A 16,748-nucleotide genomic window follows, 5' to 3' on the forward strand; every position below is an offset into this window, starting at 1 on the left:
GATTGAAGGTCGCGATTAAGTGAGAACAGAGCTAAGCTTGCTTAAGCTATGTCGAACGTGAGCGAGCTCGATGTGAAACATCAAAATTGAAGATTGAAGATTGGATGGAATTCAGAACCGTTGTTGATGTTGAGGACCCTGGGTTTAAGATAGGGGCTTGCGAGGAGATGCTCTTCGTAGGATCGTGCTTTGCTGACAACATTGGTTCGCGATTCAGGGAAGAAAAGTTCCGCGCCACAGTCAATCCCTTTGGCGTAATGTATAACCCTGCATCTATCCTCCATACGGTCGAGAAATTATCAAGTAGTCAATTATCAACTGTCAGAACCGCCTTTTTCACCCTTGGTACCAATCATGTTTATCGTCTAAATGAAACAGGCGAAATCGTGGATAACTGTCAGAAGCGCCCCCAATCGCTTTTCACAGAAGAAGAACTTACCGTCGACGAATGTGCTGATTACCTGCAGCGTGCCATCGACATCCTGCGCCAACATAATCCTGACGTTCACATTGTGCTCACCGTCAGCCCCATCCGCTATCGCAAATACGGCTATCACGGCTCGCAACTTTCAAAAGCGACATTGCTCTTGGCCATCGAAAAAATTATCAATCTTCAATCTTCAGTCTGTTATTTCCCCGCCTATGAGATTGTGAATGACGAGTTGCGCGACTACCGATTCTATGCCGAGGATATGTTGCACCCGTCGGAACAGGCGGTGGAATATATTTGGCAACGCCTTCAGGAGACCTACCTGAGCGACGAGGCCAAGGCGTTCCTGCAAGCTTGGGCGCCCTTGAAAGCAGCTCTGAATCATAAGCCGTTTCATCCCGATTCGGAAGAATATCGGGCGTTTATGGATAAAACTATGTTAAAAGTAGCCGAGTTACAGAAAAAATACCCTACCTTTGCAATATAAAAGTAATAAAGTAAAAGGTAAATGAAATATTCGATTGAGAAAGTAACCACACTGATTGGCGCTCGCAGGATTGGCGAGGCCGATGCCCAGATAGGATGGCTGTTGACTGATAGCCGTTCACTTTGTTTTCCTGAGGAGACTTTGTTTTTCGCCCTGCGCTCATCGCGTAACGACGGTCATCGTTATATAGACGACCTCTATCGCAGAGGTGTCAGAAACTTCGTGGTCGATGCGAAGGGAATCCTCGAGTTTCATGCCAACGGCACAGAGGGCATGAAAGACGCTAATTTCCTGGTTGTACCTTCACCACTGGCAGCCCTACAGCGACTGGCCGAACGCCATCGTGACGAGTTCAACGTGCCCATCGTGGGTATTACAGGCTCTAATGGTAAGACGATGGTAAAGGAGTGGCTCTATCAGTTGTTGTTGCCCTCACAGAAGATTGTGCGTTCACCCCGTAGTTACAACTCACAGATTGGTGTGCCCCTAAGTGTGTGGCTCTTGAACGAGCAGACAGAGGTGGGTATCTTCGAGGCAGGCATCAGTCAGCCTGGCGAGATGTTTGCCCTGAGGGATATCATCCAGCCCACCATCGGCGTGCTGACCACACTGGGGCCTGCCCATCAGGAGAATTTCCGTTCGATGGAAGAGAAGTGTATGGAGAAGCTGGAGCTGATGCACGATACCGAGGCGATGGTATATCCCTCGGACAATGATATCGTGAGCCGCTGTATCCGTAGGATGAACTATAAAGGAGAAAAAATCTCATGGTCGATGTGCGACGAGCAGGCCGCCTTCTTTGTGAAGGAGGTGAAGGGTATGCGGATCACCTATATCTGGCAAGGCGAAGAGAATTGCTATACCATCCCCTTTATCGACGAAGCATCGATAGAGAACTCCATCACCTGTGCGGCGGTGGCCTTGTATATGGGCGTGACGCCCAGTCAGCTTGCCGACCGTATGCCAAAGCTGGAGCCTGTTGCCATGCGCCTGGAGGTGAAGCCTGGACAGAGAGGGTGTGTGATCATCAATGACTCCTATAACAATGACGTAAACTCCCTCGACATCGCCCTCGACTTTATGAACCGTCGTGAAGCCACCAAGAAAACCCTTGTGCTCAGTGATATCTATCAGTCGGGTACGGCTCCCGAGGCCCTGTATACCCAGGTGAGCGAGTTGGCGGTGAAGCGCGGTATTGACAAGTTCATCGGTATTGGTCCCGAGCTCTCAGCCCAGGCCGACAAAATACAAATTGCAGATAAGGCATTCTTTGCCGACGTACCCCATTTCCTCTCCAGTGAGGCGTTCACGGGATTACGCAATGAGCTCATCCTATTGAAAGGAGCCCGCAACTTTGGCTTCGACCAGATTACGGAACTATTGGAACAGAAGGTACACGAGACCATTCTCGAGGTAAACCTCAATGCGGTGGTGGACAACCTGAACTATTTCCGTTCGTTCCTGAAGCCCGACACGAAGATGGTGTGCATGATCAAGGCCGACGCTTATGGAGCTGGTGCCATCGAAATCGCCAAGACGCTACAGGATCAGCGTGTGGACTATCTCGCTGTGGCTGTGGCCGACGAGGGTGTCACCCTGCGAAAGGCTGGTATCACGTCGAATATCATGATTATGAATCCTGAGATGACAGCCTTCAAGACGATGTTCGACTACGACCTGGAGCCTGAGGTCTACAGTTTCCGTCTGCTCGATGCGCTCATCAAGGCTGCTCGTAAGGAAGGTATCACAGGCTGGCCCGTACATATCAAATTCGATACAGGCATGCATCGTCTGGGCTTCGACCCTGTGGACGACATCTATAAGCTGGTGGACCGTCTGAAGCACCAGACAGCAATTATCCCCCGCTCGGTATTTAGCCATTTCGTGGGATCCGACAGCGATGGCTTCGACGATTTCTCTGCCCAGCAGTTTGCACTCTTCCAGGAGGGCAGTGAGAAATTGCAGGCTGCCTTCAGCCACCGCATCCTGCGCCATATGGACAACTCAGCAGGCATCGAGCACTTCCCAGAGCGCCAGATGGATATGTGTCGTCTGGGCATCGGCCTCTATGGTGTGGATCCGCGCGATAATCATATCCTGCATACAGTCTCGACGCTGAAGACCACCATCCTGCAGCTGCGCAATGTGCCCAAGGGTGAGACGGTCGGCTACAGCCGGAAAGGCAAGATTGAGCGCGATTCGGTGATTGCCGCCATCCCCATTGGCTATGCCGACGGATTGAACCGTCATCTGGGCAATAGGAACTGCTATTGTCTGGTGAAAGGCCAGAAGGCGGAGTATGTTGGTAACATCTGTATGGATGTGGCGATGATCGACGTGACGGATATTCCTTGCGTTGAAGGTGACCAGGTGGAGATCTTTGGAGAGCATCTGCCAGTGACCGTTCTCAGCGACACACTCGATACCATCCCCTATGAGATCATGACAGGGGTCTCGAATCGTGTAAAACGTGTATATTTTCAGGATTAAAATACAAAAAAAGGCATAAGATGTACTTTTTACACCTCTATATTTAGTCCACTTTTTAGTAGAGACATTATATAAGTAACGACCTATCTTTCAGGCCGTTACTTTTTTTATAATATGATATTAATCCACTTTTTGGGTTAATCGTCCAAAAATCGATTCCTATTTTATCTAATTTTGCACCAGAAAACCAAATAAAGAGGTAAATTCTAACTTATAATTAAATTTTAACAAACAAAGTATGAAAAAAAGCAGGTTTTTGACGATGTTGTTGGCACTCATGGTGTCTATGGCATCATTCGCTCAGGACTTCTCAGGAATCCTGGGTACTGTGATTGACGAGAACGGTGATCCGGTCATCGGTGCCACCGTTGTCGAGAAGGCGCAGCCTCAGAATGCGACTATCACCAACATTGATGGTCAGTTCGCTATCAAGGTTGCAGAAGGTACATCGCTGGTCATCTCATACGTTGGTTATCAGACCATAGAGGTGAAGGCAAAGAATCTGATGAGCGTTACTTTAAAAGAGGACGCGCAGGTTCTTAATGATGTAGTCGTGATTGGTTACGGTGTTCAGAAAAAGAGCGTTGTGACTGCAGCTATTTCAAAGGTAACAGGCGACGATCTGAACCTGACCCGCCCCTCACGTATTGAGGATGCCCTGAAAGGTAAGGTCAGCGGTGTTCAGATCACTCAGGCATCTGGTCAGCCGGGATCAGCCTCGAAGTTCACCATTCGTGGTAGTGGTTCTGTCAACAACTCAGACCCCCTCTACATTGTCGATGGTATGGCCGTTGAGGGTGGTATCAGCTATCTGAATCCTGTCGATATCGCTTCTGTCGAGATTCTGAAGGATGCTGCCTCTGCAGCTATCTATGGTGCCCGCGCTGCCAATGGTGTGGTACTCGTTACTACGAAGAGCGGTACTTCTGGTAAGACCACTATTAATTATGATGTCAGCTTCGGTTGGCAGAACCCCTGGAAGAAAAAGGCTGTGCTGAATGCCCAGCAGTATATGACGATTATGAACGAGGCTCAGGTAAACGACGGCAACGTGCCCCGTTACTCAGCCGACTACATCGCTGGTTTCCAGGGAAATGGAACAGACTGGCAGGACGAAGTGTTCAACTACAATGCCCCTGTGCAGCAGCATCAGGTAAGTGTCAGTGGTGGTAATGACAAGATGAACTACTTCCTTTCTCTCGGATATTTCGATCAGGAAGGTATCGTCGGTGGTGACTACGACCGTTCAAACTACAACCGTTGGAGTCTCCGCAGCAACAGCACCTACACAGTATTCGAGGCAAACAATCGCACGTTCCTTAATAAATTAAAGGTAGGTGTGAACGTAGGTTACTCTCGTGCCAAGAGTTCTGGTATCACAACCAATACAGAATACGGCTCAATTCTTGGCTCAGCCCTGACATTCTCGCCCTTGCAGCCTGTTTACCTCTCAGAAGAAGAGGGTAAGGCCCTGCTGGCCGAGCAGCCCTATGCTATTACAAAGAACGGACGCGTGTTCTCATTGCCTCCCACTGGTTTCCAGGAGCTGACGAACCCCGTAGCTACCCTGAATCAGCCTGCTCATGGTTATAACAATGAAGATAAGTTCGTTGCTTCGTTCTATGCAGAGCTCGATGTTCTCCCTGGTCTAAAGTTCAAGAGCAGCTATGGCGCTGACCTCGCTTTCTGGGGTTACGATGGCTATGGCATGCAGGATTATCGTGGCACGATGGCCCACACTGATCAGAGTTGGGTTAGCAGTTCTATGAACCGTGGCTTCCGTTGGCAGGTTGAAAACGTGCTGACCTATCAGAAGACTTTCGCAGAGAAACACAATCTGACCGTTGTCCTTGGTCAGTCTGCCAACCGTTACACCTATAGGAATCTCTCAGGTAACGACTACCAGTTGCTCGATACCGACCCTCTGAAGGCTAATATCGACTACGCTATTGCCGACCGTTCCGAGGAGCGTGTCAGTGGTGGTACAGGTGGTTACGACAAGGCCTCTCTGGCCTCATATTTCGGTCGTTTGGACTATAACTTCGATGAGCGCTATATGATTCAGTTCACACTGCGTCGTGATGGTTCATCTGTATTCGGTACCAACAACAAGTGGGCTACCTTCCCTGCCGTATCTCTTGGTTGGAACGTGCTCAACGAGCCTTATCTGCAAAAAGTGAAGCCCAGCTGGTTCAATGTGATGAAGATCCGTGCCTCTTGGGGTCAGAATGGTAATGCCTCTATCGGTAACTTCCTCTATATGTCTCTGATGGACGGTGGTGAGAACTACTACTTCGGTGGTAGCTATAATCCCCAATCACAGACCAACGATGGCTCGATGGTATATGGTTCTTCTCCTGGTCGTGTGGCCAATCCTGACGTGAAGTGGGAAACCTCTGAGCAGATCGACCTCGGTGTTGACCTCCGTTTCTTCGACAGCCGCCTGAGCTTCAGCTTCGACTACTTCAAGAAAAAGACTAAGGACATGCTGGCTTATATGCCCGTTCCTACTTATATTGGCCAGAGTTCACCGATGGGTAACCTCGGTAAGATGGAGAACTGGGGTTATGAGTTTGAGTTCGGTTGGAAAGACCATGTGAAGGACTTCAGCTATTATTTCAATGGCAACATCTCTATCCTGAAGAATAAGATGGTTGACCTCGGCAACGAGTCGGGTGAGACAGATTATGAAGGTGCTGGTGCTGGTGGTGTAGGTACATATGTACATGCCAAGAATGGTGATGTATGGCCTTACTTCTACGGTCTGAAGACCAATGGCCTGTTCCAGAACTGGGACGAGGTGAATAGCTATACCAATGCTAATGGCGGACTCATCCAGCCAAATGCACATCCTGGTGATGTACGTTTCGTTGATGTAGACGGTGACGGTTCTATTGGTTCTGGTGACCGTACGAAGATTGGTAAGGGTGCTCCCGATGTAACCTTCGGTTTCACACTTGGTGCTGAGTGGAAGGGCTTCGACTTCAATGCAGCCTTCCAAGGAACCTTAGGCAACGATGTATTCGACTTCGCACAGCGTGGTGACGTTCCTGCCATGAACCGTCCGTCTTGGATTATGGATCGTTGGCATGGTGAGGGCACCAGCAATAAGATCCCCCGTATGACTTCTGCCAACCCCAACGGTAACTGGCAGTCATCTGACCTCTTCATCAAGAATGGTTCTTACATGCGCCTGAAGACCATCCAGCTGGGTTATACTCTGCCTCAGAATCTTACCCGCGTGGCTTCTATCCAGCGTCTGCGTTTCTATGTATCGGCAGAGAACCTGCTGACAATCACTGGCTACGACGGCTTCGATCCTGAACTTGGTGGTGGCGATGGTGCTTCTGCTACAGCAATGGGTGTCGATAAGGGTATCTACCCGCAGTCACGTACTATCTACGTAGGTGCTAACATTACATTCTAATCATCACATCTAAAGAAAAAAAGCATTATGAAAATATATAAAGTATTAGCAATGGCAGCCATGTTGGCATCAGGTATGACGCTGACATCTTGCGGTAACGACTTCCTGGAGTCATTGCCTACCGACCGACTGGCTGATGGTGGTACTGCCACTGAGGCATCCATCAATTCTGGTCTGGCTGCAGTTTATCAGATTCTGTTGTTCGACTCCTACGCCAACAATAACTATGAGTCCAACTGTGTAATTGCCGACGTTCAGTCCGATGACTGCTACAAGGGTGGCGGTGATGCTGGTGACCAGCTGCAGATTTACAATATGTCGCTGTTCCAGGCCGATGGTCTCCACACTCTCCCGGGTTCATGGAACATCTATACCTCAGGTTTCGCTCGTGCCAACTCGGTGATCAATGCCTGTGCAAGTATTGAGCAGCCTTCCGACCGTGTTAAGCAGTACAATGCAGAGGCACACTTCCTGCGCGCTTACTATGTATATATGCTTTGGAAGTATTTCGGAAGCATTCCTTTCTTTACAGAGCCTCTGACATCTGCCACCAATTATATGGCTCCGCAGATTACACCTGATGAGGCTTATGCACAGATCATCAGCGATGTGAATGTTGCTGCTGAGGCTGGTGTTCTGCCGATGTCTACCAACAACGATGCTTCAGAAAATGGCAAGGGCCGTGTTAGCCGTGCTGCTGCCCTGATGCTGAAGGCCCGTGTCGTGATGTATCAGAAGGATCAGTCTAAATATCAGGAGGTGGCCAACGATCTGGCAACCATCATCAACAGTGGCGAGTTTGAGCTCTATCCCGATTTCAATGCTCTCTGGGATAATGAGCGTGAATTCTGCAGTGAGTCGATCTTTGAGACCAACCAGATGGGTGAAGGTAAGACCTGGTCAAGTGGCTGGCAGGGTTATGGTACCAACCTTCCCGCTTTCATTTCTCCTAATGGTCTGAACGATCCTTCAGGTATCTATCGTGACGGTTGGGGATTCTGCCCAGTCCGCGTTTCTACCTATGAGATGTTTGCTGCTGGTGATACACGTCGTGATGGTTCTATCAACGACTGGCGTACCGTCGGTTCTTACGGTCCCCGTTTCCAGGATACAGGTCTCTTCTTCAAGAAGTATGCTGCCCGTTTCGACTATCGCAAGCCTGTAGGTGATCAGGATCTGAACTATTGTAATAACCTTCGCATCTTCCGTTATGCCGAGACACTGCTCAACTATGCCGAGCTGGTCATCATGAATGGTGTAGGCGAACAGCAGGGTGTTTCTGCCAAGGAGTGCTTCAACCAGGTTCGCCGTCGTGCATTCGGTGACAATATTCACGATATTGCCAACCCGACTGCTCAGGATATCAAAAACGAATACCACTATGAATTCGTTGGTGAGGGTCATCGCTACTACGACCTCGTTCGCTGGGGTGATGCAGCTTCCGTGCTGACTGAGAACGATGCCGAGCATATGTCAGTTCGTACTTGGGATGAGCACAACAAGTATCTGCCCATTCCTCAGTCTGAGATTGACAAGACTTCAGGTACAGAGTATGCTCTGAAGCAGAATCCTGGCTACAATTAATAGTGAGAAGTGAAACATCAAAAGTAAACAGTTATGAAAAAGATTATATATAGCACAATGATAGCTTGCCTTGCGCTTGCAGGATTCACCTCCTGCAACCCGCAGGACAACGACGACCACAGCTTAGGTGGCGTTAAGATTCCCCAGGAGGCTCTGGCGTGGAACGTCACACAGACCGACGAGGCCAAGCAGACCACCTTCACCCTTACCAACAACTCACAGCAGTTGCAGGGTGTCACCTATTATCTCTCTACCAACGGCACCAAACTGTCTGAGTTCCCCGTTGGTGCCTCTACCAGCATCACCGTCAAGTCAAACGGTACGGTAGCTGCATTCCTGTATGCTTTCTCTGGTTGTGATCAGAAGATGCTTACCTGGACGAAGGATGTCGACTGGTTTACAGCTGACGAGAACCTGCAGTGGCTCGGCTTTACTGAAGGAAACGACCTGCTTGAAGACTGGAAGCCTGAGTACAGCAGTTGGTTCTCACCTTCTGATTGGTCAGGTGGTTTGGATCCCGGTCTTGATGGTGATATCCACAGCGGTCTGAACTTTGTCATTCCTGCAAACACAGGTAGTGACCAGTGGCAGGCACAGGTACACCTCAATGGCAACGGTCCCCGTCTCAGCTCAGGCAAGACTTACGACTTCTCTATTGCTATCGAGTCATCAGCCGACTTCGCAGGTGACGGTGTAACAGTGAAGCCTCAGATGGATGGTGACGACAATACGTTCCTGTCTGCCGACCGCCATAAGGTGAAGAAGGGTCTGAATGTTATCTCACTGGCTAGCTGTGCTGGTTTCGACGGACCATTCAAACTTGCGCTCGACTTTGCAGGTGCTCCCGTTGGTACAAAGATTACTGTGAAGCGTGTGTTCCTGACTGAGCACAATGCTGCCAATGCTACTGGTGACACTTGGGCCTTCGACTATAAGAACGATGCCAATATCCTGAAGGAAGCCACCTTCAATCCTGAGTTCTGGTTCTCACCATCCGACTGGTCAGGTGGTCTGAATCCTCAGGCAGAAGGTACAGCAGAGCTCTTTGAGCTTATCGTGCCCGCAGGCATGGGTAGTGATCAGTGGCAGGGACAGATGCATCTGCGCTTCCCTGATGCAAAGGTCAGCGCAAGCAAGAAGTGGGATTTCTCTGTAGTAGTGGTTGCCGATCACGACATTCCTGGTATGACAGTAAAACCGCAGCAGAATGATAACGACGATGTATTCTTCGCTGCCGACCGTCATGACATGTTTGCAAACGTTCCCAAGTCGTTCGTATATACTGAGCAGGATGGCTTCAACTCTGGCTTCCAGCTCTGTCTCGATGTGGCAGGTGCACCTGCAGGTACGAAGATAAAGGTTTACGGCATTTATCTGGGCGAGCACAAATAAACGATGAAGAAAATATTCATCATATTTTCGCTTTGGCTCAGTTCTGCAGCCCTGATGGCATGTAGTGCGGGGGAGGATGATTCCTCTCCCACACCAATGCCTCAGCCCTCTGCAGAATCAATTTCTATTGAGAGTGACCAACTGTCAGTTGCTGCAGTCAGCGGCACCTATCAGGTGAATGTTACATGTAATGCCACTTCACTCTCTGCTATTCCAAGCTACTCTTGGGTAGAAGCTTCTGTTTCTCCAATTGTCAACTCGAAAGCCGTGTTAAGCATCAAGGTTAAGGAAAACGAAGGTAACGCTCCGCGAGTTGCCACCGTTCAGCTTTCTTCTGGTAATGCAACGGCTGTAGTCACTGTCAGTCAGGCGGCCCCATTGAAGATCGGTACGACATACTTCAGTACTTCTTCGCGCGGTGAGTCGTTTAATGTCAGTGTCTTTGGTGGTGGCCAATGGACGGCTACAGCTTCCGACAGTTGGATTCAGACAGCCAAGGATGGCGAGGGGACCCTCATTGTTACGACAGCAGTCAATGAAGAGAAACACTCACGCAATGGCAGCGTGACTGTTGATAATGGAACGCAACAGTTGACTATCAAGGTTAACCAAGAGTCTGCCGAGGTGACGGAGATTACTTCGCCCGAAGGCTATCACCTGGTATGGCACGACGAGTTCAATGAAGGCGTTGTACTTGGCAGCGACTGGACACATGAGGTGAAGCCTGCCGGATGGGTGAATCATGAGCTTCAGACTTATGTCGATGGTGAAATAGCAGGCCGTCGGGTGACAGAACTCGTCGATGGTAAGTTGCGCATCAACTGCTTCAAGCAAGGTGGTATCCCGTATTCTGGCCGTGTGTATGCTAAGGTGAACGAAGGCTGGACCTATGGGTATATAGAAGCCCGCATCCAACTGCCCGTTGGCAAGGGCACGTGGCCAGCCTTCTGGATGATGCCTGTGCACTTCCGTTCCTGGCCTGCCGATGGTGAGATAGACATTATGGAAGAGGTTGGGGCTAATGCCAACTACGTGTCTTCCAGTCTTCATGCCAATGCGCATGTACACTCCAACAATACGCAGGTGACCCATGAGATGAAGTGTGCAACAGCAGAAAGCGATTTCCATGTGTATGCCATCAAGTGGACACATGAGAATATCACGACCTATGTCGATGGAGAGGTTCAGCTTACTTATGACAACCGTGGCCTTGGCCGCGACGACTGGCCCTACGACGATCCTTTCTATGTTATCCTGAACCTCGCATGGGGTGGTGACTGGGGAGGCTATAAGGGTGTCGACGACAGTGCACTTCCTGTCACAATGAAAATTGACTATATCCGTGTATTCCAGAAATGAAGAAATCAATTATATACTTTACCATGCTCCTGTTGACTGCCTGCGCCTCGAAGGAAGTGCAGCAGTCGGCAGGATTTGTTACCATACAGGGTGCTGATCTTATTCAGCCTAATGGTGAAAAGTTGTTTATTCAGGGTACAAACCTCGGCAACTGGCTGAATCCCGAGGGCTATATGTTCGGTTTCAGCCGCACGAACTCGGCTTGGATGATCGACCTGCTCTTTAAGGAAGCAGTGGGGCCTGATGCCACGGCCGACTTCTGGCAGCAGTTCAAGGACAATTATGTAACGAAGGCCGACATCGACTTCATTGCACAGCAGGGTGCCAACACCATCCGTCTGCCCTTCAACTACAAGCTCTTTACCGATGAGGACTATATGGGGCAGACAGGCCAGAAAGACGGCTATGAGCGTATCGACAGCGTTGTCAGCTGGTGCCGTGCCAACCATCTCTATCTGATTCTCGACATGCATGATTGTCCTGGAGGTCAGACGGGCGACAACATCGACGATGGCTACGGCTATCCCTGGATCTACGAAAGCGAGCCCTCGCAGCAACTCTTCTGCAACATCTGGCGCGAGATTGCCGACCGTTACAAGAACGAGACCACCATCCTTGGCTATGAGCTGATGAACGAGCCCATCGCCCACTACTTTGAGAACAAGGACTCGCTCTACCAGATGCTGCAGCCCCTCTACAAACGCTGTGTGAAGGCCATCCGCGAGGTAGACCAGAATCACATCATCCTGTTGGGAGGTGCCCATTGGAACAGCTTCTTCTTTATGTTCGACGACTGGAAGTTCGACCAGAAGATCATGTACACCTGTCATCGTTATGGCGGCGAGGCTACGAAAGAGGCCATCAAGGACTATATCGAGTTTCGCGACAAGACACAGCTACCTATGTATATGGGCGAATTTGGCCATAACACCGACGAGTGGCAGCGCCAGATGGTGCAGGTGCTGAAGGAAGCCAACATCGGCTACACCTTCTGGCCCTACAAAAAGGTCGATGGCTCCTGCATGAACGGCATCCAGCGCCCTGAGGGATGGGACAGCATCGTCGTGAAATATTCCGAGACATCACGCAACACCTATCAGGAGTGGCGCGAGGCGCGTCCCGATCAGCCGACCTTCCGTCGACTGCTCAGCGAGTTTGCAGAGAACTGCAAGTTCCAGCATTGCAAGCCTCAGACGGACTACATCCAGACGATGGGACTCCAGAAATAATAAAGAGCGGCTCTCCGGAGCCGCTTTTTTGATGCCCAAAGTGGAAAAATGTATTTTTTACACCTCAATATACCGTCCACTTTATAATGGAAGGCAGAATCCCGTAAATGCCTGTATTCCTGAATGTTGCGTTTTTACGACCATAGGCACCAATCCACTTTCTGCTTTATATGCCCTTGTTTCGTCTTGAAAAACATTATAATTTTGCACCGTCGAAACAAGACAACAATTTAATAACAATATTCATTAATAAATTATCGAAAAATGAAAACGAACGTAAAAACAATGATGATGGTCATCGCCGCCTCTTCGATGGTGGCTTGTACCAAAAACGCCGACCTGTTTGACTCATCTGCCATCGAGCAGAATGCAAAGGCAACCTATGCAGAGAATTTCACCAAGAAGTATCCCAACGTAGATCTGAACCAGAGCTGGGACTACAGCACGAAACAGAGCGACTATCGCCTTGGTAGTGGAAATAAGGCTCGCACACGTGCAGGTGAGGGTGGTATTACTAAAGGTAGTTGGTACGAGGTAGATAATAACACGCTTTCGTGGATGCACAAGCAACTCGTGGAGGGACAGGACAATCGCAAATTGGGCAATCCTTTCTATATGACCGTTCCAGGCAACGACTTCACCATTATCCCCATTTATCAGGGTCAGGCAGGAGCCATGTGGAACCTCCACGTCGTGGTGGATGGCGTCGATTATCTGGTATGGGAGAAATCCAATAGTGAGATTCAGAAAGGTGATATCCAGATCAAGGATGGTGACAGCGACGAGTGGCATAACCTGCATGGTGGTGGCCAGAGTTGGGAAAACTGGAATAGTCTTTATAATACCGATGGCAGTGACAAGTGGCTTGCCGATGGTAGCCAGAATCTGGTGACAGCCGTGCGTTCTATCCCCTTTACTTTCCACGATTTCCGCGTGGGTGCTGAGATGTACTTTTACCTGAATGTCACGGTATCAGGTAGCGGTGTCTGGGATGATAAATATCATGAGATGAATAATGTAGGTGCCCATGAGTCTTCGCTGAAGGGTCAGATGCTCGCCCTGCAGGATGTGCCCCGTCCCGACAATATCGCTGAGGACAATGAGGTGATGATCATCGGCTGTGAGGATGCTGATCTGAAAGACTCTGACTGGGACTGCAATGACATAGTGTTCCTGGTGTATGGTAAGACTGTTCCGAAACCCATCAAGATCGAGGAGGGCAAAGAGATCGAAGAGGTGAAGACCGTACGCTATATGATTGAAGACCTTGGTGCTACCGATGACTTCGACTTCAACGATATCGTGGTCGACGTGACTGAGATCCGAACCATTAGTCCTACCTATACCAACGGTGTGGTGACTAAATGGAATGAGAAGGGTAAGCGTCAGGAGGCCGTCATCCGTCACCTTGGTGGCCGTCTACCTTTCATCCTAAAGATTGGCAATAAGGAATTTGCTGCCGGTGGTCAGGATACCTTCCAGACAAGCCCGGATTTGAAACTCGACAACGTAACGGGTTGGACAGGTCTCACAGGTGATCATAACATCAGCATTCAGGTGCAGCAGATGGACAATAATGGTGTCTACAACAATGTCAAGTTCCCCAAGGCAGGTGAGGCTCCGATGATCATCGCAGTTGATCCTTCACAGGGCTGGATGACTGAGCGCCAGAGTGTACCCGCTGACTGGTTCTACATCCCTACAGAAGAATAAAATAGTTCGTTTTTATACTTCATAATTGGTTTTATAGTAGTTAGTAGTTAATGAGTTAGTTTTTCATGAGGGGTGCCCGCGTGAGCTGACGCCCCTCCTTTTTTAAAACGAGGAAACGAGATGAAACGCAATTATAGAATCATGATAACTGTACATTTTACACCTCTATATCCCGTCCACTTTAACGGGATGGACTAAAATACGTAATATACTTATATTGAACAACTTACATCTATAGAATGTCTTGGCGCATCCACATTTTTATTTATATATACTTTAATATATGTGATAAATGTGTAACTTTGCACCATCGAAACAAAAATCGAAACTACAATGAAGAAACTGACGATTGCTCTATGGTCGCTCCTCGCAACGACCAGCCTTCAAGCACAGGAAGTGCTACCCGTCTATCTCGATGAGTCGCAGCCTCTGGAACAGCGTATTGAAGATGCGCTCTCGCGGATGACGCTCGACGAGAAGATTGCTGTCATCCACGCGCAAAGTAAATTCTCCAGTCCTGGCGTGAAGCGCTTGGGATTCCCTGATTTCTGGACAGATGATGGCCCTCATGGCGTACGTCCAGATGTGCTGTGGGACGAATGGGTTCAGGCAGGACAGTCTAATGACTCCTGTGTGGCCTTCCCTGCCCTCACCTGTCTGGCTGCCACCTGGAATCCTCAGATGGCCCGTCTCTATGGTGAAAGTCTTGGTGAAGAAGCCCTCTATCGTGGCAAGGCCATGATTCTCGGTCCTGGTGTGAACATCTACCGCACCCCGCTCGGAGGCCGCAACTTCGAGTATATGGGCGAAGACCCTTGGCTGGCCTCGCGCATGGTAGTACCTTATATTCAAGGACTCCAGTCAAAAGGAGTGTCTGCTTGTGTGAAGCACTATGCCCTGAACAACGACGAGGAGTTCCGCCATCAGGTGAACGTCGTCATCTCCGATCGTGCCCTTCACGAGATCTATCTACCCGCCTTCAAGGCCGCTGTAACCGAAGCAGGTACTTGGGGTATCATGGGCGCCTACAATCTTTATAAGAACCAACACAATTGTCACAATGATATTTTGCTGAACCAGATTCTGAAGCGCGACTGGCAATTCGATGGCGTTGTCGTCAGCGACTGGGGAGGCTGCCACAACACTGAAGAAGCCATCACCAATGGCCTCGACCTGGAGTTCGGCTCTTGGACCGATGGTCTGACGATGGGTGCCACCAATGCCTACGACAGCTATTATCTGGCGCTGCCCTATAAACGGCTGATCCAGGAAGGCAAGTTCTCCACAAAGGAACTCGATGAGAAAGTACGTCGTTTGCTGCGCCTGTTCTATCGCACCACGATGAATCGTCAGAAACCCTATGGTTTCCTCTGCTCCGAAAGTCATTACGAGGCAGCCTTGAAGATTGCCCAGGAAGGCATCGTACTACTGAAGAATGATCGCAGCCTGCTGCCTCTGCAACAGCCCAAGCGTATCCTCGTGGTTGGCGAGAATGCCATCAAGATGATGACCGTTGGCGGAGGCTCTTCCTCGCTGAAGGTGCAGAAGGAAATCCTGCCCCTCGATGGTATCCGCGATCGCTTCAAGGGGGCTGAGGTTGACTTTGCCCGTGGTTATGTGGGCGATACGGTTCAGAGCTATAATGGTGTGACGGTAGGCCGCTCGCTTTACGAGACGCGCTCTGCTGATGTTCTCATTGCCGAAGCCGTCGAGAAGGCAAAGAAGGCTGATGTCGTCATTCTCTTTGGCGGACTGAACAAGAGCAACTATCAGGACTGTGAGGGTCATGACCGTCAGCAGTACGGACTGCCTTACGCCCAGGATCGTCTCATCGAAGCTCTGGCTTCTGCAAATTCTAATTTGGTTTATGTTAATATTAGTGGTAATGGTGTCGCCATGCCTTGGCTCTCCAAAGTGCCCGCTGTCGTTCAGGGTTGGTTTGTAGGTTCCGAGGCTGGTGAGGCTATTGCCAGTGTATTGGCAGGCGATGTCAATCCCTCTGGTAAGTTGCCCTTCACCTGGTACACAGGATTGGAGCAGTGCGGTGCTCATGCACTGAACGCCTTCCCAGGTGTATGGCGCGAAGATCATCAGATCATCGACGAGGAATATAAGGAAGGCATCTACGTGGGCTACCGCTGGACAGACAAGCAGAAGCTGAAGCCGCTCTTCGCCTTTGGTCATGGTCTGAGCTATACCACCTTTAAGTTGGGCAAGCTCTCTGCCGACAAGCAGCAGATGACGGCCAACGAGAAGCTCACCTTCACCATTCCCGTCACCAACACAGGCAGCGTGGCTGGTGCTGAGACCGTCCAGCTCTACATCAGCGACAAGAAGTCGTCTGTCGATCGCCCCGTCAAGGAGCTCAAGGCCTTCCAGAAGGTCTTCCTCCAGCCTGGCGAGACCCAGCAGGTAAGTCTTACCATCGACCGTCAGGCCCTCAGCTTCTATGATGAGACGCGTGGCGAGTGGGTAGCAGAGCCAGGTGTTTTCGAGGCACTCGTTGGTACAGCCTCCGACAATCTCCCTGCCCGCTGTTCTTTCAACTTGAATAAATAATCTCTCATACTTAGGTATTAATTAGTATTAAACGGTTTATGATATAGTTAGTTAATTAGTTAGTAGTAAAAAGTAGTT

General features: G+C 49.8%; 9 protein-coding genes. All 9 read left to right on the plus strand.

Annotation, left to right across the window (positions count from 1 at the left end; genetic code table 11):
* The first annotated feature begins 104 nt into the window (after positions 1 to 104).
* Complete coding sequence (locus BMY16_RS11390) at positions 105 to 917, plus strand: GSCFA domain-containing protein (protein ID WP_091842570.1); 813 nt, start codon at positions 105 to 107, stop codon at positions 915 to 917.
* Positions 918 to 938: 21 nt separating this feature from the next.
* On the plus strand, positions 939 to 3,407 hold the full coding sequence (locus BMY16_RS11395) for a bifunctional UDP-N-acetylmuramoyl-tripeptide:D-alanyl-D-alanine ligase/alanine racemase (protein WP_091842572.1): 2,469 nt from the start codon (positions 939 to 941) through the stop codon (positions 3,405 to 3,407).
* A 238-nt stretch (positions 3,408 to 3,645) separates the two neighbouring features.
* Positions 3,646 to 6,834, plus strand: a complete 3,189-nt coding sequence (locus tag BMY16_RS11400) for a SusC/RagA family TonB-linked outer membrane protein (protein ID WP_091842573.1) — start codon at positions 3,646 to 3,648, stop codon at positions 6,832 to 6,834.
* A 27-nt stretch (positions 6,835 to 6,861) separates the two neighbouring features.
* Positions 6,862 to 8,418: a RagB/SusD family nutrient uptake outer membrane protein gene (locus BMY16_RS11405; protein ID WP_091842575.1), complete on the plus strand. Its 1,557-nt coding sequence runs from the start codon at positions 6,862 to 6,864 to the stop codon at positions 8,416 to 8,418.
* A gap of 33 nt (positions 8,419 to 8,451) precedes the next feature.
* The gene (locus BMY16_RS11410) at positions 8,452 to 9,810 is read left to right on the plus strand and encodes a hypothetical protein (protein WP_139207211.1); all 1,359 of its coding nucleotides are present in this window, start codon (positions 8,452 to 8,454) and stop codon (positions 9,808 to 9,810) included.
* 3 nt (positions 9,811 to 9,813) lie between these two features.
* Positions 9,814 to 11,169, plus strand: coding sequence for a family 16 glycosylhydrolase (locus tag BMY16_RS11415; RefSeq protein WP_091842578.1), 1,356 nt, complete (start codon positions 9,814 to 9,816; stop codon positions 11,167 to 11,169).
* A complete protein-coding gene (locus BMY16_RS11420; RefSeq protein WP_091842580.1) occupies positions 11,166 to 12,398 on the plus strand; it encodes a glycoside hydrolase family 5 protein in 1,233 nt (410 codons plus the stop codon). Before BMY16_RS11415 ends, BMY16_RS11420 begins: the two co-directional genes overlap by 4 nt.
* A 264-nt stretch (positions 12,399 to 12,662) precedes the next feature.
* Entirely contained in the window at positions 12,663 to 14,111 is a 1,449-nt protein-coding gene (locus BMY16_RS11425) for a hypothetical protein (RefSeq protein ID WP_091842582.1), read from the plus strand.
* Between the two features lie 333 nt (positions 14,112 to 14,444).
* The gene (locus BMY16_RS11430; protein WP_091842583.1) at positions 14,445 to 16,670 is read left to right on the plus strand and encodes a glycoside hydrolase family 3 C-terminal domain-containing protein; all 2,226 of its coding nucleotides are present in this window, start codon (positions 14,445 to 14,447) and stop codon (positions 16,668 to 16,670) included.
* The last annotated feature ends 78 nt before the right edge of the window (positions 16,671 to 16,748 follow it).

The organism is Prevotella sp. ne3005 (assembly GCF_900110085.1).
In the GTDB taxonomy this organism is placed as follows: Bacteria; Bacteroidota; Bacteroidia; order Bacteroidales; family Bacteroidaceae; genus Prevotella.

Coding starts and splice junctions, on each gene's coding strand:
- BMY16_RS11390 (WP_091842570.1), top strand. CDS start 105: ATGGAATTCAGAACCGTTGTTGATGTTGAGGACCCTGGGTTTAAGATA.
- BMY16_RS11395 (WP_091842572.1), top strand. CDS start 939: ATGAAATATTCGATTGAGAAAGTAACCACACTGATTGGCGCTCGCAGG.
- BMY16_RS11400 (WP_091842573.1), top strand. CDS start 3,646: ATGAAAAAAAGCAGGTTTTTGACGATGTTGTTGGCACTCATGGTGTCT.
- BMY16_RS11405 (WP_091842575.1), top strand. CDS start 6,862: ATGAAAATATATAAAGTATTAGCAATGGCAGCCATGTTGGCATCAGGT.
- BMY16_RS11410 (WP_139207211.1), top strand. CDS start 8,452: ATGAAAAAGATTATATATAGCACAATGATAGCTTGCCTTGCGCTTGCA.
- BMY16_RS11415 (WP_091842578.1), top strand. CDS start 9,814: ATGAAGAAAATATTCATCATATTTTCGCTTTGGCTCAGTTCTGCAGCC.
- BMY16_RS11420 (WP_091842580.1), top strand. CDS start 11,166: ATGAAGAAATCAATTATATACTTTACCATGCTCCTGTTGACTGCCTGC.
- BMY16_RS11425 (WP_091842582.1), top strand. CDS start 12,663: ATGAAAACGAACGTAAAAACAATGATGATGGTCATCGCCGCCTCTTCG.
- BMY16_RS11430 (WP_091842583.1), top strand. CDS start 14,445: ATGAAGAAACTGACGATTGCTCTATGGTCGCTCCTCGCAACGACCAGC.